17 protein-coding genes and 2 tRNA genes are annotated in these 19,135 nt (G+C 32.1%); all 19 read left to right on the top strand.

Going from position 1 to position 19,135, the window contains the following annotated elements:
- Nucleotides 1-19 precede the first annotated feature (19 nt).
- The 19 genes from ligA (at nt 20) to PG914_RS03985 (ending at nt 19,021) form a co-directional block, all read left to right on the top strand.
- Entirely contained in the window at nt 20-2,002 is a 1,983-nt protein-coding gene (gene ligA / locus PG914_RS04075) for an NAD-dependent DNA ligase LigA (protein ID WP_488822433.1), read from the top strand.
- Nucleotides 1,992-4,808 carry an excinuclease ABC subunit UvrA gene (gene uvrA, locus PG914_RS04070; RefSeq protein WP_488822432.1) on the top strand — a complete coding sequence of 939 codons (2,817 nt, stop codon included), beginning with the start codon at nt 1,992-1,994 and terminating at the stop codon, nt 4,806-4,808. Before ligA ends, uvrA begins: the two co-directional genes overlap by 11 nt.
- Nucleotides 4,809-4,821: 13 nt before the next feature.
- Nucleotides 4,822-5,313: a hypothetical protein gene (locus PG914_RS04065; RefSeq protein ID WP_488822431.1), complete on the top strand. Its 492-nt coding sequence runs from the start codon at nt 4,822-4,824 to the stop codon at nt 5,311-5,313.
- A 3-nt stretch (nt 5,314-5,316) separates the two neighbouring features.
- Nucleotides 5,317-6,267 (top strand): HPr(Ser) kinase/phosphatase, encoded by a 951-nt coding sequence (gene hprK, locus PG914_RS04060; RefSeq protein WP_488822430.1) that lies wholly within the window; start codon nt 5,317-5,319, stop codon nt 6,265-6,267.
- Nucleotides 6,260-7,789: a prolipoprotein diacylglyceryl transferase gene (gene lgt, locus PG914_RS04055; RefSeq protein ID WP_488822429.1), complete on the top strand. Its 1,530-nt coding sequence runs from the start codon at nt 6,260-6,262 to the stop codon at nt 7,787-7,789. The genes hprK and lgt overlap by 8 nt, the downstream gene beginning before the upstream one ends.
- Nucleotides 7,790-7,797: 8 nt before the next feature.
- Nucleotides 7,798-8,709: an NAD(P)/FAD-dependent oxidoreductase gene (locus PG914_RS04050; protein WP_488822428.1), complete on the top strand. Its 912-nt coding sequence runs from the start codon at nt 7,798-7,800 to the stop codon at nt 8,707-8,709.
- Nucleotides 8,710-8,713: 4 nt separating this feature from the next.
- Nucleotides 8,714-9,634, top strand: a complete 921-nt coding sequence (gene whiA, locus PG914_RS04045) for a DNA-binding protein WhiA (protein ID WP_488822427.1) — start codon at nt 8,714-8,716, stop codon at nt 9,632-9,634.
- A 1-nt stretch (nt 9,635) separates the two neighbouring features.
- Nucleotides 9,636-9,992, top strand: a complete 357-nt coding sequence (acpS, locus tag PG914_RS04040; RefSeq protein WP_488822426.1) for a holo-ACP synthase — start codon at nt 9,636-9,638, stop codon at nt 9,990-9,992.
- A 64-nt stretch (nt 9,993-10,056) separates the two neighbouring features.
- A complete protein-coding gene (locus tag PG914_RS04035) occupies nt 10,057-10,767 on the top strand; it encodes a hypothetical protein (protein ID WP_488822425.1) in 711 nt (236 codons plus the stop codon).
- 55 nt (nt 10,768-10,822) lie between these two features.
- Nucleotides 10,823-12,997, top strand: coding sequence for a Tex family protein (locus PG914_RS04030; protein WP_488822424.1), 2,175 nt, complete (start codon nt 10,823-10,825; stop codon nt 12,995-12,997).
- Between the two features lie 64 nt (nt 12,998-13,061).
- A tRNA-Ser gene (locus PG914_RS04025) sits at nt 13,062-13,153 on the top strand.
- Between the two features lie 4 nt (nt 13,154-13,157).
- A tRNA-Glu gene (locus PG914_RS04020) sits at nt 13,158-13,233 on the top strand.
- Nucleotides 13,234-13,334: 101 nt separating this feature from the next.
- Nucleotides 13,335-13,862 (top strand): hypothetical protein, encoded by a 528-nt coding sequence (locus PG914_RS04015; RefSeq protein WP_488822423.1) that lies wholly within the window; start codon nt 13,335-13,337, stop codon nt 13,860-13,862.
- Nucleotides 13,863-13,986: 124 nt separating this feature from the next.
- Nucleotides 13,987-14,925, top strand: coding sequence for a VOC family protein (locus PG914_RS04010; RefSeq protein ID WP_488822422.1), 939 nt, complete (start codon nt 13,987-13,989; stop codon nt 14,923-14,925).
- A 111-nt stretch (nt 14,926-15,036) separates the two neighbouring features.
- Nucleotides 15,037-15,882 (top strand): HNH endonuclease, encoded by an 846-nt coding sequence (locus tag PG914_RS04005; RefSeq protein ID WP_488822421.1) that lies wholly within the window; start codon nt 15,037-15,039, stop codon nt 15,880-15,882.
- Complete coding sequence (locus PG914_RS04000; protein WP_488822420.1) at nt 15,875-16,513, top strand: DUF1810 family protein; 639 nt, start codon at nt 15,875-15,877, stop codon at nt 16,511-16,513. The genes PG914_RS04005 and PG914_RS04000 overlap by 8 nt, the downstream gene beginning before the upstream one ends.
- On the top strand, nt 16,510-17,724 hold the full coding sequence (locus PG914_RS03995; RefSeq protein WP_488822419.1) for a DNA glycosylase AlkZ-like family protein: 1,215 nt from the start codon (nt 16,510-16,512) through the stop codon (nt 17,722-17,724). Before PG914_RS04000 ends, PG914_RS03995 begins: the two co-directional genes overlap by 4 nt.
- Nucleotides 17,725-17,860: 136 nt before the next feature.
- On the top strand, nt 17,861-18,598 hold the full coding sequence (locus PG914_RS03990) for a sugar nucleotide-binding protein (protein WP_488822418.1): 738 nt from the start codon (nt 17,861-17,863) through the stop codon (nt 18,596-18,598).
- Between the two features lie 12 nt (nt 18,599-18,610).
- Nucleotides 18,611-19,021 carry an SRPBCC domain-containing protein gene (locus PG914_RS03985; protein ID WP_488822417.1) on the top strand — a complete coding sequence of 137 codons (411 nt, stop codon included), beginning with the start codon at nt 18,611-18,613 and terminating at the stop codon, nt 19,019-19,021.
- Nucleotides 19,022-19,135 lie beyond the last annotated feature (114 nt).

The following is a 19,135-nucleotide window of genomic DNA, read 5'->3' as shown; positions in this document are numbered from 1 at the left end:
TAATCCTAAGGTGATTATTATGGACATTAAAGCTAGAATCGACGAACTTAGACAACTAATAAATAGAGCGAATTATTTATATCATACAATGGATAATCCTGAAATTTCTGACTTTGAGTATGATCGACTTTTAAAAGAGTTGGTTGAATTAGAAACTAAGCACCCAGAATATGATGATCCAACTTCTCCAACTAAAAAGATTGGTGGAACTGTACTTGATGGTTTTAATAAACATACCCATACAGTTCCAATGATGTCACTTTCAAACGTCTTTAACGCTGAAGAAGTTTTTGACTTCTATGAAAGAATTAGAAAAGTCACACCTAATTTTTCAGTTACTGCTGAACTAAAAATTGATGGATTAGCAGTAACTTTAATTTATGAAAAAGGGATATTTAAAAAGGCAGCAACCAGAGGGAACGGGGTTGTTGGTGAAGATATTACAAACAATGTATTAACTATAAAACAATTACCATTAAAATTAAGTGAACCAATTGATATTGAAGTTCGTGGCGAAATTTATATGTCACACGAATCATTTAAAAAAGCAAATCAAGATAGATTAGAGGAAGGTTTAGATCTTTTTGCAAACCCTAGAAATGCAGCAGCAGGGACTATTCGTCAATTAGATAGTAAAGTCGTGGCTAAACGTAAATTATCATTATTTACATATGCTATCGTAAATGCAACCAACTATGTATCACGTCAATCTGAATTGTTAGCATATTTAAAACATTTAGGTTTCCCAGTAAATCCACATTATAAATTAGCTAAATCTTTTGATGAATTAATGGAACACATTAAGACATATGATGTTTTTAGAAAAACCTTAGCATATGATACAGATGGTGTAGTCATCAAAGTGGATGAATTAAATTTATATGACCAAATTGGGTATACTGCAAAGTATCCTAAGTTTGCTACTGCATATAAATTTGAAGCAGAGAAACAAGAAACAGTCATTCGTGATATTACTTTCCAAGTCGGTAGAACTGGTGTGATTACACCGGTTGCAGAATTAGTGCCTGTTCAAATTTCAGGATCACTCGTTTCTCGTGCAACTCTACATAACGAGGATTACATCCTTGCCAAAGATATTAGAATTGGTGACCATGTATTAGTGCATAAAGCAGGAGAAATTATTCCTGAGGTATTAAATGTATTAGAAGAAAAAAGAACTAACCAAGAACCTTTCAAAATGATCGATACATGTCCTGTATGTAAATCGCATTTAGAACGTAAAGAAGGGGAAGCAGATTATTATTGTATGAACCCTAATTGCCAGGGTAAACAAATCTTCTCGATCATCCATTTTGCATCAAGAGTTGCTATGGATATTGAATCCTTGGGTGAAAAGGTTGTTGAGTTATTACATGAATTAACCTACATTCAATCAATTACTGATATTTATAAATTAGAAAACTATAAGGCAGAATTAGTAGAACTTCCAGGTTTTGGTGATAAGAAAATTGATAATCTTTTATCAGCAATTGAAAAGTCAAAAAAACAATCATTTGATAAGTTCATCTTTGGTTTAGGCATTAAACATGTCGGAGCAAAGATTGCCAAAACATTAGTTAAGAATTTTAATACGATTGATAAACTTAAAAACGCAACTTATGAAGATTTAATTAGTATTCCTGATATTGGTGAACAAATAGCTTTAAGTGTAGTTGATTACTTTAAAAATGAAGGTAATTTAGCAATGCTTGAAGAATTAAAGGCTTTAGGTTTAAATATGGAATATGCTATTGATATAGTTAAAGAACACGAATTCAATGGTAAGACATTTGTACTAACTGGTACATTAGAATCATTCTCAAGAGATCAAGCATCAATGATTATTGAGAAACTCGGTGGAAAAGTATCCTCATCTGTTTCTGCAAAAACAAATTATCTATTAGCAGGAAGTGATGCAGGTTCAAAATTGAAGAAAGCACAAGACTTAGGTGTTGCAATAATGACTGAGGCAGAGTTCAAGGTGAAGATTGATGAGCAATAATGATTGGATTAAAGTTCGCGGTGCTCGTGAAAACAATTTAAAAAATATCGACATTGATATTCCTAAAAATAAACTGGTTGTCATGACCGGTGTTTCTGGTTCTGGTAAATCATCACTTGCGTTTGATACGATTTACCAAGAAGGTCAAAGAAGATATATGGAAAGTCTATCTTCTTATGCTAGACAATTTTTAGGTAATTATGAAAAACCAGATGTGGATTCAATTGATGGACTGTCACCTTCAATATCAATTGACCAAAGAACAACTTCAAATAACCCACGTTCTACAGTAGGTACAGTAACTGAAATTTATGATTATTTTAGATTACTTTATGCTAGAGTTGGAACGCCTTATTGTCCAGGTACTGACATTCCTGTTACTAAACAAACAATTGAAGAAATGACTCAAAGAGTCTTACAAATTCCTGAGGGTTCAAAAGTGGTGATAGTTGCACCAGTTGTTGAACGTCAAAAAGGTACGCATAAAGAAAAACTACAACAATACTTAAAAGATGGATTTACGCGTATTTGGGTTGATGGAGAGATTTTACTCATTGAAGAAATGGATACTTTAGATAAAAACAAGTTCCACGATATTGGTCTAATTGTCGATCGAGTAGTTATTAAAGAAGGTATTAGATCAAGAGTATATGATGCATTAGAACTTGCTTCTAAATATGCAACAGGTAGAACTAGAGTTATTATCAATGAAAAAGAAATCATTAACTTCTCTGAACAATATTTTTGTGAAGGTATTGATTTTGAACTTCCAGAATTAGAACCAAGATTATTTTCATTTAATACACCTATTGGTGCTTGTCCACATTGTAATGGATTAGGCGTTAAATTAGAGGTAGCTAAAGAATTAATCGTGGATCCTGAAAAGAGCATTTTAAATGGTGGAATTCTACCATTTAAATATGCTGATGAAGGAAATTTAAATCTTCAAGAGTTTGAAATCGTATGTAACCATTTTGGTATTGATCCATACGCACCAATTAGAGAATTATCCCCAGATAAATTAGATATTATTTTATATGGTAGTGATGAAGAGATTCATTTCAAACTTCAATCAAATAGTGGTAGACGCCATGAAAAGATTGCTAGATTTGAAGGGATTATCAATCAATTAAATCGTCGTTATTTAGAAACAACATCAGAATGGATTAGATCATGGATTGAATCATTCATGACTGAATCAACATGTCCTGTATGTAAGGGTCAAAGATTAAATGAAGCAGCTAGATCGGTTAAAATTAACAAACTTAACATTTCTGAAATGATGGCACATTCAATTGAAGACCTGGTTAAAATGATTCATAACTTAGGACTTGGTGCTGAACAACAAAAAATTGCTAGACTCTTACTACAAGAAATTGATAACCGATTAACTTTTTTAAATGATGTTGGTTTAGGTTACTTAAATCTTGCAAGAAGTGCGGGTACACTATCTGGTGGTGAGGCACAGCGTATTAGACTAGCAACTCAAATTGGTTCTAAACTATCAGGTGTTTTATATGTGCTAGATGAACCATCAATCGGTCTTCATCAAAAAGATAACCAAAGATTAATTAACTCATTAAAGAAAATGAGAGACTTAGGTAACACACTAGTTGTTGTTGAACACGACCACGATACGATGTTACAATCTGATTATTTAATTGACATTGGACCTGGTGCTGGTATCTTTGGTGGTGAAGTTGTTGCAGCAGGTACACCAGAAGAAGTCATCAATAATCCTAAGAGTATAACTGGTCGTTACTTAAAAGGTGATTTAAAAGTTGAAACACCAAAGGTTAGAAGAGCTGGTAATGGAAAAGATATTTTAGTTGTTGGAGCTAAAGAAAACAACTTAAAGAATATTAATGTTGCCTTTCCACTTTCTAAATTAACTTTAGTAACTGGTGTTTCAGGGTCTGGTAAATCAACATTAGTAAACGAAATCTTAGTGAAGGGTTTACGTCAAAAGTTATATAAATCAAAGGATCTTGCTGGTCGTCATGATATGATTGCTGATTATGGTTATATTGATAAGATTATTGAAATTTCTCAATCACCAATCGGTTATAACCCAAGAAGTAATCCGGTAACATATACTGGTGTATTTGATGATATACGTGATGTCTTCGCATTAACCAATGAAGCTAAAATGAGAGGATACTTAAAAGGAAGATTCTCATTTAACGTCAAAGGTGGACGTTGTGAACATTGTGGTGGAGATGGTGTTAAAAAGATTTCAATGCACTTCCTACCAGATGTTTATGTACCTTGTGAGGTTTGTGGAGGTACTAGATATAATCATGAAACTTTACAAATTAAGTATAAAGGTAAGAACATTGCTGAAGTCTTGGATATGACAATTGATGATGCAGTACAATTCTTCGAAAACCATCCAAAGATTTACAATCAATTAAAAACTATTCAAGATGTTGGTTTAGGCTATATCAAACTTGGACAAAGCGCACCATCATTATCTGGTGGTGAAGCTCAGAGAGTTAAACTTGCATCAGAATTATATAAACGCATAACACCTTCAACTTTATATGTCCTAGATGAACCAACTACTGGTTTGCATACAGATGATGTGAATCGATTAATTAAAGTTTTACATAGAATTGTTGACCAAGGGGCAACAATGATTGTCATTGAACATAATTTAGATGTTATTAAGAATGCTGACTATATTATTGACTTAGGTCCAGAGGGTGGAGCATTAGGTGGAACCATTGTTGGAACAGGTACACCTGAGGAGTTAGCGCAAAACCCTAACTCATACACCGGTCAATATTTAAAAGAAGTATTATAAATGAAAGGGTATTATGAATCAAAAAGAACAAGATCCACAAAACGACAATAAAGAACCTAAACTAAATCAAAAAAGATTACTATCTGTTGGATATAAGCTAGGCTTTATGCTGCATGATAACTTTTCAGTCCATGTTTTGTTAACATTGATAGTTAACCTATTATCATCTGCTGCTGTGATTGGCATCTTTAGTGCGTTTGCACCAGTTGTTAAAGTTGATAATATTTGGACGTTTTTAATCGCAATGATTTTCTATTCTTTAATGGAACTCATGATTAAAATTCTAGTGATTAGATTCTTTTGGAAAATGATTATTCAGTCGTTTGGATTACCATTTTATATTATTAATATCTTATTGTTTTTCCTAACAACGATATTAGTCCCTGAGTTTTCATTCCTAACAGACCCACAAAATATATTTATATTCACATTAGCATTTATGATTTTAAGATTATTGTTATCAACATATATTAGAAAATCTCGTCTCTTTCAGAAAGGAGTTTAACGTATGGAATCAGAAAAAAGAAGTATTAGCGTTAGAAAAATTGCTAAAGATTTAGATTTAACCGTCATGGCAGGTGAGGCTGGTATTGATGGTAGAGTAAGTGTTGAAATGTTAGCACGACCTGGGGTTGAATTTGCTGGATTTTTAGATTTTTATGATAAAGATCGTATTTTATTAATTGGATCTAAAGAATCTCACTTTTTAAAACTCTTTGATGAAGAGGTTCAAAAAAGAAGAGTGGATGCCGTATTAAAATACGTACCACCTGCTGTGATTTTTTCAGTGAATGTTGAAGTGCCTGATTATTTTATCGAACTAGGTAATCAATATAATGTTCCTATTTTAAAATCTAAGGAACGTACAACACCAGTAAACTCTAAATTATATGCTTATTTAAGAAGTGTATTAGCACCAAGAAAAACTATTCATGGAACACTGCTTGATATTTATGGCATGGGTACATTAATTATTGGTAAAAGTGGTATAGGTAAATCAGAAACTGCTTTAGAACTCTTAAAAAGAAACCATATTTTAATTGCTGATGATAGAGTCGATGTATATGAAACTGCACCAGGTATTATCATTGGACAAGCACCAAAAATTCTAGAAAGATATCTAGAAATTAGAGGTATTGGTATTGTTGATGTGGTTCAGATGTTAGGTGCTGGAGCATTCCGTGAAAATAAAAAAATTAGACTTGTTATTGAGTTAGAAGTTTGGGACGATAAAAAGAGTTATGATCGTCTAGGGCTTGAAACAGAAACCTATACGATCTTCGAAACAAAGATTCCAAAGATCACAATTCCAATCCTTCCTGGTAGAAACAATGCAACACTAGTTGAATCTGCAGCTATGAATCAAAAGTTAAAATACCTAGGATATAACGCAGCAGAACAATTGGTTAAAAATGTTGCATTAAAAGCTCAAAATAAAGGGGAAGATGGCGATGAGTGATACATTTAAGAAATATTTAAATTATTACATTTATTTAGGTTTTATTTTAGTGTTTTTAACACTTGTCTTAATTGCAACAAGAGGTGATGCACCTTATAGTGCAACTGCGATTTCAATTGGAACACTCCATGTCCAATGGTACGCTGTATTCATTTTAACTGGATTAATTTTTGGTGGCGTACTTGGTTACTTTGAACTAAAGAAAAAGGGTATTGATACCGATATTCTTTGGGATGGATTATTAATCATTGTTCCAATTGCAATTTTAGGAACTAGACTTTGGTATGTGCTATTTAATCTAGATAGATACAATGGTGATATCTTAAAAATGTTAGATCTAACCGAAGGTGGTCTTGGTATTCATGGTGGTATTATTGCAACCATGATTGCAATTATTCCGTTCTGTCGTTGGAAAAAAGTAAGCCATTGGTTTATATTAGATGTGGTTGCACCGGGGTTCTTAATCGGTCAAACATTAGGACGTTGGGGTAACTTTATGAATAGAGAACTCTATGGTCCGGTAATAGAAAATGCTGATTGGTTACCAACCTTTATTAGAGAACAAATGAAGATTGGTGGTGAATACCGTCACCCAACTTTCCTTTATGAAAGTATATGGAACTTAATCGGTTTCATCATTATTGTGATTTTAAGAGAGAAGAAGGTATTCAAACTAGGTGATATCTTTGGTATGTACTTACTATGGTATGGCGTTGGTAGAATTCCTACTGAAATTCTAAGACTTCAAAGTGGAGTAAACGAACCATTAATGTTCCTAGGTATGCCAGTTTCAATTGCTACATCGGTATTATTTATCGTCGGTGGTGCCGCAGTTATTATCTATAATCGATTCATTAAAAAAGATGAAGGTTATTATATGGATTACGGCAAAAAGGCAGTTTTATTTGATTTAGATGGTACACTACTTGATACCATTGAAATCATTTATGACAACATTAGAAAGACATTTGCTAAGTTTTTACCAGATAAAAAATTTAGTGAAGATGAATTAAAACAATTTGTTGGTCCAACGCTTCACCACAGTTTTGCATGGTATCAACCAGATCCTAAAATCATTGAGGAAATGGTTGAGTATTATCGCAAGATCAACCTTGAAAACCATGAAAAAGGGGTTAAGGCCTATCCACATGCAAAAGAGGTCTTAATGGCCCTAAAAGAGCATGGTTATGCCATTGGCATCGTTTCATCAAAACTAAGAAATGTAGTTGAAATGGGACTAAAACAAAACGATATGTTACAGTATGTCGATGTAGTTATTGGCTCTGATGATGTTACAAAACATAAACCAGATAAAGAACCAATCATTAAATGTTTAAAAGCTTTAAGTATTGGTAGTGCGAATGCAACCTATGTGGGGGATCATGCATGGGATATCGAAGCAGCGAAGGCATCAGGTGTGAAATCAGTAGGGGTAGCTTATTCAATTCATTATGATAAGTTAGTTGCATCTAAACCAGATGTTATTGTTGATGATTTAGAAAAACTATTATATATACTTTAGGAGTTAACATGCTATACGACTTACTTATTATTGGATCAGGTCCTGCAGGAATTACGGCAGGAATCTATGCAAAACGTGCAAACCTGAATGTCGCATTATTTGAAAAAAATGCGCCAGGCGGACAAATCTTAAACACAGCTGAGGTTGAAAACTATCCTGGGTTTAAAAAGGCAAAAGGTTTTGAACTTGCACAAGCAATGTTTGAACATGTATTAGAATTAGAAGTACCTGTTATTTGGGAAGAAGTTATTGAAGTTTTAATTGATGGTGACATCAAAGTTGTTAAAACACCTGATCATGAATATCGTGCACGTGCAGTCTTAGTAGCTACTGGTGCAATTCCTAGAACACTCAATGTTAAAGGTGAAGAGAACTTCACTAGAAATGGTATTAGCTGGTGTGCGATTTGTGATGGACCACTATTTAAAGATAAAGAAGTGGTTGTTGTAGGTGGCGGTAACTCAGCGGTTGAAGAATCAATCTTCTTAAGCAATATTGCAAAAAAGATTACAATTATTCAAAACTTAGACCATTTAACTGCTGACCAAAAAGCTCAGGATATTTTAAGAAAGTTACCTAATGTTGATTTTATCTTTAATGCGAAGGTAAAAGAGTTTAAAGGAAACAATCAATTAGAATCTGTTGTTGTTGAAACAAAAGATGGGGATCTTGAAATTAAAGCAGAAGGAACATTTGAATATATTGGACTGGTTCCAGTAACATCATTCTTAAAGCATTTAAATGTAACAAACGAATATGGTTATGTCAAAGCAAATCTTGATATGACAACCTCAGTTCCGGGTTTATTTTCAGCAGGAGACGTCAATGTTAAACCAATTCGTCAAATTGTAACTGCAGTATCAGATGGCGCAATTGCCGTACAAAGTATTTTAAGATATTTAGAAAATTTAGGAGAATAGTACCTTGAGTTTTGCCAAAATCGTCAAAGAAGAACTCATCCAACTCCATCTAACCAAAGAAGAAGAACTTGCTGAGTTAGCATCGATGATTGAGCTTGCAACCGAACTACATATTGTAGGCGGGGAACCAATCTTATGGTTTAAATCAAATAACCCAACTGTTGCAAGACGTTTTTTAACACTACTTAAGAAACTATATAATGTTGGTCAAACATTATTAACCAAAAAACAAGGAAATTTCAAAAAAGGTTATCAAATACAATTGGGTATTAAAAACGGAATTGAAGAAATTAGACAAGAACATGGTATTTTTACCGATAATGATGAAGTTGACTTACTCATTCAAACGCGTGAAACCAAAAGTGCATATTTAAGAGGAGCATTTTTATCTAGTGGTTCTGTCAATGATCCAAAGACAAGTGAATACCACTTAGAAATTTATGCTGAGAGTAAAGATACAATTCTTCGTATTCAGCAAACGATGAATTACTTTGATTTAAATGCAAAGATTACAACCCGTCGTTCCGGCTACATTTGCTACCTAAAAGATGTGAACTCAATTGAAGACTTCTTGCGTATTATTGGTGCTTCAGATACAGTATTTAGTTTTGAAGATATCAGAATTAAAAGAGACTTTAATAATTCAATTAATCGTATTATGAATTGTGAAATTGCTAATGAAAAAAAGACGATTATTGCTGCCAATCAACAATTAGATGATATTAAGTTAATTGAAAAATTTAAACTTGAATTAAATCCTAAATTAAAGCAGGCTATTCGCTTAAGAAAGCAATATCCTGATGTCTCATTGAATGAACTTGTTGATATTTTTGAAGATGAATACAAAGAAAAAATCACTAAGTCAGGACTAAATCACAGATTTAATAAACTTAAAGAATTAGCTGACAATTTAAGGAAGGGTTAAGATGATTAAATCCATAGGTGTTGATTTAGTAGAATTAGATCGAATCACAAAAATTGGTGTGGATCGTTTTGCTGAAAGAATTCTTTCTCCAAAAGAAAGAGAACTATTTTCAACAATCACCAATGATACAAGAAAACTTACCTTTTTAGCAGGTAGGTTTGCTGGTAAAGAAGCAATCTTTAAATGTTTCAAAACAGGTGATAAAACTGCAAATTATAAAGATTTTGAAATCTTAAATGATAGCAATGGCGCACCATATATTGAATCAAAATTCATTAAAGACTTGATTTCTCATATAACAATCACGCACACAGATTATCACGCAATTGCGTTTGTTATTTTAGAATCTCTTGAATAGGTTGTAAAACCTATAACTTTTCGTTATAATAATAATGCGTAATTTTTAAAAGGATGTGGAAAAAATGGCTCGTGTAAACAAAAAAGATGTAGTAAAAAAAGAAAAAGTAGTTGTTGAACAATCAGGAATTACTGGAATCAAGGAAGAATCTCAAAAAGGTGAGTTATTCTTCAAGATGGTCTTAATCGTTATGGCTGTTGCATTATTTGGATTAATTATTTATTTCGTTGTTGATGCTTTAATTGGTGATGATAACCAAGCATATGAAGAACGTTATAGTAAGAACAATTATGTAACATCAACTCAAGTTGCTCAAGTTGCTAATTTAGATAACTTTGAGAACATTGCTCATGAAGGTTTAAAATATGCATTAGATAGATACGAATATGTATATATCTTATTCTATGCAGATCAAAACACAGATGGCTTAACATCATCTGCTCTTGATCGTCAAAATGCAGCGCTTGCTGTAATGGATGACATCATGGCAACTGATGTTGAAGAAATCAAATTAACAGTAAATGATGAAGACTATATCTTTGTTGTAGTTAATGATGACATCGCATTCTTCTTCCTAGATACATCATTAGCATCTAACTCAGAATGGATTTCATCAGTAGATACTTCAGAAGGTCAAGCTGCTACAGCTCAAGTTCCAACTTTATTAGAAGTTCACAATGGTGAAGATATTAATTGGTATGGTGCTTGGTCACGCGTTGACTCTAACATTTCAACTTTAGAAAAGTTAGAACAAGTATTAGCAAGTTTAGCATAAATCATATAGGGGGAGATTTTTTCCCCTTTATTTTTATCAAGAGAAGGAGATAATCATGAATGAACAATTAATAAATGAAGTCTCAAGAGATTTGAAACTACCAATCAGTAAAGTTTCAGTTGTATTAGAACTTTTAGCAGATGGTGCAACAATTCCTTTCATCGCAAGATACCGTAAAGAAATGACTGGTGGTATGGATGAGGAACAAATCTTTGCAATTAATCAAGCATTTGAATATGCACAAAACCTTTTAAAACGTAAAGAAGATGTGATGCGTCTGATTGAAGAAAAAGGTATGCTAACAGAAGAGTTAAAGAAAGAGATTCTTGATGCTAAGAAGTTAGTTGAAGTAGAGGATTTATATCGTCCATTTAAAGAAAAGAAAAAGACTAAAGCAACAGAAGCGGTTGCTAAGGGGTTACAACCACTAGCAGACTTTATCATGTCATTCCCAGCAACTGATCCAATTGAAGAAGCAAAAAACTATGTAAATGATCAAGTAAAATCAGTGGATGAAGCATTAGAAGGTGCTAAGTACATTATTGCAGAAGCTATTTCTGATAATGCTAATTACAGAAAAGCACTTCGTGATTACTTATTTAATCAAGGGGTAATCACATCCTCTGTGAAAAAAGATGGTAAAGAATTAGATCCAAAAGCAGTTTATGAAGTATATTATGATTTTACTCAACAAATATCTAAAATTAAACCACACCAAATTTTAGCCTTAAATCGTGCTGAATCAGAGAAAGTTGTCTCTGTTAAATTAGAAGGTACTAAAGAAGGTATGGAATCATACTTAAAACGTGAAGTCATTTCTAAACCATCAAAAGCTGATAAATACTTAGAAGAAGCAATCGCCGACTCTCTAAAACGTTTAATCTTTCCATCAATTGAACGTGAAATTCGTTCTGAACTTGATGATAAGGCAGAAGACCAAGCAATTGAAGTCTTTGCTGACAATCTCCAAAAACTACTATTACAACCACCTCTAAAAGGTAAAGTTATCTTAGGTGTTGACCCAGCCTTTAGAACAGGTTGTAAGTTATGTATTGTCGATAAAAACGGTATGGTCCTTGAAAAAGGTGTTATTTATCCACATGAAAAATCAGTTGGTGCTAAAGCGGATGACCAATTAGTATTTGAAGCAAGATTAAAATTAAAAGTTTTATATAAAAAATACAAGTTTGAATTAGTAGCCATTGGTAATGGAACTGCATCACGTGAAACTGAAAGTTTTATTGCTAAAGTCTTAAAAGAAGAAGCAATGGATGCTAAATATGTTATCGTATCAGAAGCTGGTGCTTCAGTTTATTCTGCATCCGATATTGCTAGAGAAGAGTTCCCTGATTATTCTGTTGAAGAACGTTCAGCTGCATCAATTGCACGTCGTTTACAAGACCCACTAGCTGAACTTGTTAAAATCGATCCAAAATCAATTGGTGTTGGACAATATCAACACGACGTTACACCTAAGAAACTTGATGAGACATTAAACTTCGTTGTAACCCAAGTTGTTAACCAAGTAGGTGTGAATGCAAACACCGCTTCTAAGTCACTTTTAATGTATGTAGCAGGCTTAAATAAAACTGCTGCAGAAAACTTTGTACAATATAGAAATAAAGTTGGTGGATTCAAGAACAGAACTGAAATCTTAAAGGTTCCAAAACTTGGACCAAAAGCTTATGAACAAGCAATTGGGTTCTTACGTATTCCAGAAGGGGATGAAATCCTTGATATGACTTCAATCCACCCTGAGAGTTATGAACTAGCAAAAGAAATCATGAGAAAATTAAACATTAATCCAGAAGAAATTGGTAAAGTATCGATGAGACTTTGGGTTGAGTCACTAGATCGTGAAAAACTAGTTAAAGAACTACATACAGATAAATACACATTAGATTTAATTCTAGATGCATTTATTGCACCACTTCGTGACCCTCGTGACGAATTTTCTCAACCAATCTTAAAGTCTGATGTATTACATATTGAGGACTTACAATTAGGTATGGAATTAGAAGGTGTTGTCAGAAACGTAACAGACTTTGGTGCATTTGTTGACATCGGACTAAAAAATGATGGGTTAGTTCACATCTCTAAAATATCTAAACAATTCATCAAACATCCAAAGGATGTCCTATCCGTTGGACAGATTGTTAAGGTTTGGGTATTAAATGTAGACCTACAAAAAGAAAAAGTTGGTCTAACGATGATTAATACAGCAAATTAGTAATTGACATCAATATAAAAATAAGTTAACATATAAAGGCATGACTTAGTCATGTCTTATTGATGGAGTGATACTCAAGAGGCCGAAGAGGGCGCACTGCTAACGCGTTAGACGGTTAATCACCGTGCGAGGGTTCAAATCCCTCTCACTCCGCCAGAATGGCCCGTTGGAGAAACGGTTAACTCACATGCCTTTCACGCATGCATTCATGGGTTCAAATCCCATACGGGTCACCATCTAATAAATTAATGCTCTATTCAGTACTGGATAGAGCTTTTTATTTTAGTTTTTTACATATGATAAAATCAAGTTAATAAATTAAATAAGGGGAAAATAAATGAGAAAAAATGGTTCGTATGTATTAGTATTCTTCATATATGTCGTTTTAATAATCATTAATTTTATTGTTGGAGGGGATAATCAAATTAGTAATTTAACTCTATTAACGACATTTGCATTTATAGTTTTTAATATATACTTTTTGATGTATGTTTCTAATGTTGAAAGAAAAATGAGTCATTTAAAACAAACTATCGATGAACTACATGATAATGAATTGGGTAAAGAAATTGAAAAAATAGATATAAAATCGCAGTTTATGGATTTACTTAGAATATACAATGAAGGAAAATTAAATGAATTGTTTGAAAAATACTCATTTGAAATTAAAGAATATGATTATAGCATTATAAAAAACGATGAATTCTTTAATATTCAAGGTAAACGAAATAAAGAGATTTATTTTTTAAATTTCACACCAGAGAAGTTAATTGTAAGATTAAATGACTTTTCGTTCATTGAAGTGTTATACAACAACAAAAGCCTTGATGAAATAATTACAGAAGGGTTTCAGATTACTGTCTAGAAAGCGAATACGACTAAATTTGTTGAATCTTTCATTATATTGCATACAATTTGACTTTAATTACGTATTCGTATAAAATTATTTCGAATTCGAAATAAATTTTAGTTGTTTGAGAGGTGAGGATATGAAAAAGACTCAAGGAATTCACCATATTACTGCAATTGTTGGTAATCCACAAGAAAATGTAGACTTTTATGCAGGTGTATTAGGATTAATACTAGTTAAGAAAACTGTTAACTTTGATGATCCAGATACATATCATTTTTATTTTGGTAATAAAAACGGAGATCCAGGCACAATTATTACCTTCTTCCCATGGGTTGGTGCAAGAAAAGGAATCATTGGTGGTGGCCAAGTTGGTGTTACAACCTACCTTATTCCAAGAGGTTCAATGCCTTTTTGGTTAGAAAGATTAACTAGATTTAATGTTAAAACAACGATTACCCAAAGATTTGGTGAAACATACCTCTCATTTAATGATATCCACGGTTTACAACTTGAACTTGTTGAAAGAGAAACAAGTTTACAAAATAGCTGGTCATTTGGTGATATAACAAGTGATGTTGCTATTAAGGGTTTTGGAGGATCCATCCTCCTTAGTACAAACTATCTTGCAACTGAAAAAACACTCACTAAAACACTAGGCTTAATAAAAATAGATGAAAATGATGAATATATAAGATATCAAAGTACATCTGATATTGGTAATATTATTGATTTAAAAAAAGCAGATGTAAGACCTGGATTAAGTGGTGTTGGTACAGTCCATCATATAGCATGGCGTGCGCTTGATGATAAAGATCAATTAGAATGGCAAGAGCTTATCCATAACGACGGGTATAGTGTGACAAATGTAAGAGATAGAAACTACTTTAATGCTATTTATTTTAGAGAACATGGTGATATATTATTTGAAGTAGCAACTAACCCACCTGGGTTTGCTATTGATGAATCTACCGATACTTTAGGTGAAGCATTAAAACTTCCACTCCAATATGAAGAATATCGTGAACAATTAAATCAGGTATTACCTAAAATAGTGATAAGAAAATTAGATAAATAATCAATTAAACTCTGTCCGTGAAGATAGGGTTTTTATTTTCTTGTGTGATATTATAAATGTGTAAATCATGATTTAACAAGGGGAAAACTCAATTAGATTGAGCGTAAAAATATGGGACCAATCTACATTTTATTATCGATATTTGGTGTTGCTTTAATTTTGTTTTTAGTTTTATCTATTAGGAGTAAGATAATTGATAAAAAGATTCTTGCTACCAGTAAGAAGATTCATCAATTAATAAAATTGAATAATCGAATTGTTTTTCTAAATATTGATGATGATATCAAAATATATAAACAATATGATAGTAAATCAAATTTTACGAGAGTTGAACCAGGTTATTTGATGACAGCCTATTTTAGAGATCATATGGAATATATAGCTAAGTTTCTTCAAGAAATAAAGTATAATAGGGAAAAGTTATCCGCCTATAAAGAAGATGTCAAAATGATTCATATTAAACCAATTGAAGATGATCATTTGATTCTAAAAATGTCAAAAAAATCCTATATAAAAAGAGAAAACAAACTCTTTAAATCAAAAATACTTCGTCCAACTACAGATGTTAAATGTGTTGTTGCTATGACATATAGGTCAGCTCAAGGACATGTGAACTTAGAAAAACGTGCAGTATTTGATTATAATGACATGTATGCTGCATTCCAAAGTATTTCAAGATCTACTTTAGATCGAGATACATATGAAGCATTAATTGCTGTTGAAAGAGGAGAAGTTAGTGATTCTTTAAGATATGATGTACTTGCAAGAGATGGTTATCGATGTGCAATTTGTGGTGTATCAAGAAGAGAAGGAGCTAGACTTCACATTGATCATATAATTCCAGTGTCTAAAGGTGGTAAGAGCCATATAAATAATCTTCAAACTTTATGCGAAAGATGTAATATCGGAAAATCAAATAAGTTAGAAAGTGAATACCTTCAAAAATCTTATGAATAATCAAATAAAAGAAATTGGATTCGATACAAAACTTAATCATTACTATATCGGTAAAACAGAAAACCATCATCAAATCATCTACGATTTATTAACAGATGATTTAGAGATTGTTAAAACCTTTTTAAGTTTGGGTTATAAGCTTGTATCTCAAAAAGAAGGCGATAACTTAGATTTTTCTTATCCTGAGTTAATTGAAAAGTATGCTCAAATCTTTTATGAAGCAGGTATGACAACAGAATATTGCGAACATTCACTTTACGGACTTGCTATAAAAGAAATTAAGGAGGATAAGAAAAAATCCCACTGGATGTGGTATATCTTCCCTCAAATTGATGGCTTAGGATTTAGCATGATGAGTATGAAGTATGCGATTAAGAATCTAGATGAGGCTAAAGAGTATTTAAAGTATTACTCAAAATATTATAAGTATGCATTAGATAACTTAGTTGATAAAAACTTAAATTCGTTTTTCAATAATCCGATAGATGTTGTCAAATGTAAATCTTCACTTACACTTTTTAGTATGATTGATACAACATATAAAAAGTATTTAGATCATTTTTTCAATGGAGATTTTGACCAAAAGACCTTAGATATCATAAACTCAAATAAAGAAAGCAGAAGATTATGATGAATACAATCCATTTAACTAAACAACAATTAAGAACATTTCTAATGAACTATCAAGGTTTATCTGACCCTTCTGAATTTGAAGGTAAAGATGGCATCATAAAGCTATTTGATAGAATTGGAACCATCCAATTTGATCCACTAAATATCATTGGAAAAAATGCTGATTTAGTACTACAAGCTAGAATACCTAACTATAAAGAAAAAACACTTACAGAAATGCTTTATGAAGATCGAACTTTAATTGATGGTTGGGATAAAATGATGAGTATTTACTTAACCAAAGATTTCTCTAACTTTCACCGTATTAGAGATGTTAAAGAAAGAGAAATCAAAAACATGTTAAGACATAGAAATCATTTAGAAGCACTAGACTTTAAGGATGATGTTTTAAACTTTATCAAAGAAAATGGACCAACTTATCCTAAAGATATTAAATTAGGTAATGTATCAAAAAGTGTATGGGGACATGGGAAAATTTCATCTGTAGTTAGTGACTACCTATGGAATATTGGTTTGATTGGTGTTTATGAAAAGAATAATGTTATTAAAAAATATGATTTAATTGAGAACTTAATTGATAATTCTTTAATTAATGAAGATCAACTAAATGATATTGAAAAATTTAAAGAATGGTATGTTATAAGAAAAATAGGACATCTTGGAATTTACTGGGATAAACCGGGACCAATCTGGCAAGCTCACTATATCTATAAAGATGAGGATAGAAAACCTGTAATTGAAAGATTAGTAAAAGATCAAAGACTAACCTTGGTGAAAGTGGAAGGATTAAAAGAGAACTTCTATATAAGAACTAAAGATGTTTCTGTATTAGATAGACCCACTTCAAAAGAAAAGTTAGTTAAATTTATCGCACCACTTGATAACTTAATGTGGGATCGTAAATTCCTTCAAAAAGTATTTGATTTTGATTATACTTGGGAAGTTTATGTACCAGAAGATAAACGTAAATATGGATATTATGTTATACCAGTATTATATGGTGATAAATTCATTGCTAGATTTGAACCAGATGGTACAAGATCAAAAAAGGATTTTTCGGTTAAAAACTGGTGGTGGGAAGAAGGGGTTCAACCATCTAGTGAATTAATTGAAGAAGTCATTCAAGCTTTTAATAGGTTAACGGACTTTTTAGGTCATAAACCATTAAATAGAAAACAATTAGAAAAGAAGTTGAATTTAAAAAGTTGACTCTAAAATAAGATTTGATTGAGCAATAATATAGAATGAACAAACTCTATTCATTAAAATGGAGTTTTTATTTTTTCCTTGCATATTCGTTTCAAAAATTAATCAATTTAATATAATAAATAAAAAGAGGTAAACTATGAAAGCTATCTTTACTGGTCTAAATGGGACCGTCGCTCCTTATGTTAAACAATACTTTGAAGCCCATGGATACGAAGTTATTCCATATGATAGAAACAAAGTGCCAATTGATGATGATCTAAAGATTCGTGTTTTTTTTAATGAAGTCAACCCAGATTTAGTTATTCACTTTGCTATGGGGGCTGTATCTTGGACAGCAGTATTAGCTAGACTTTCTTATGAGAAGAATATAAAGTTTGTGTATATCTCAACTGTATCGGTATTTTCTAACGATAATTTTGGACCGCATGATATCTTAGCAATACCAGATGCTACAGATGATTATGGTCAGTATAAGAGAAACTCAGAAGAAGTTGTTAAGAAAGTCAATCCGCTTGCTTATATCATACGTTTAGGCTGGCAAATTGGTTATGAAAAAGGAAGTAATAACATGATTGATTTCTTATATAAACGAATGGAACAAGATGGTATTATTCGTGCATCTGAAAAGTGGTTTCCTTCAACATCATTTATTAAAGATACAGCTAAAGCCATCTTCCAAATTGTAACTAATTTAAATTATGGTTTATACCATGTTAACAGCAATGATCATTTAACTTTTTATGAAATTGTTAAAAACCTATCAAACATTTATCCTGATTTTAAAGTTGAAAAATCAAATGATTTTAAAGCCGACCACAGAATGGTTGACGAGAGGGTAGAAATACCAAAATTATCAGAAATCTTTAAAAAATAAGGGGGTTTAAAGATGGGACAAAAAATAACTGTCCAAGCTGTTATTCATAAACCGGCTGACTTTGTTTATAAAACATATAATGATCCTAAACAAGTCAAGCATTGGAATTTTGCATCACCTGATTGGCATTCACCAGGTGGTACAAATGACTTAAGAGTAGGTGGAAGTTTTTCTTACCGAATGGAAGCCCGTGATGGTTCAGATGGATTTGATTTTGGTGGTGTCTATAAAATAGTCACTAAAGAACACATTCAGTACTTGATGGATGACGGTAGATATGTAGATGTCAACTTCCATGAATATGACAGTCATACACACATAACAATAGAGTTTGATGCAGAAAATACTTACCCAGCAGAATTTCAACAACAAGGTTGGCAAGCGATTCTAGATAACTTTAAGAAGTACTGCGATAGTTTATAATATTCAATTAAGAAAGGGTTTTCATTTTTCTATTATTAGTCTATAATAGATATATAAAGTGATAGCCCTTTTTTTTCTAATCAAATAGAAAAATGCTAAAATCTATTCAAAGAA

This window comes from Acholeplasma sp. ORD1043, assembly GCF_057808485.1.
Note: the sequence above shows the minus strand (reverse complement) of the source record. Positions and strands in the feature narration are given on the sequence as shown.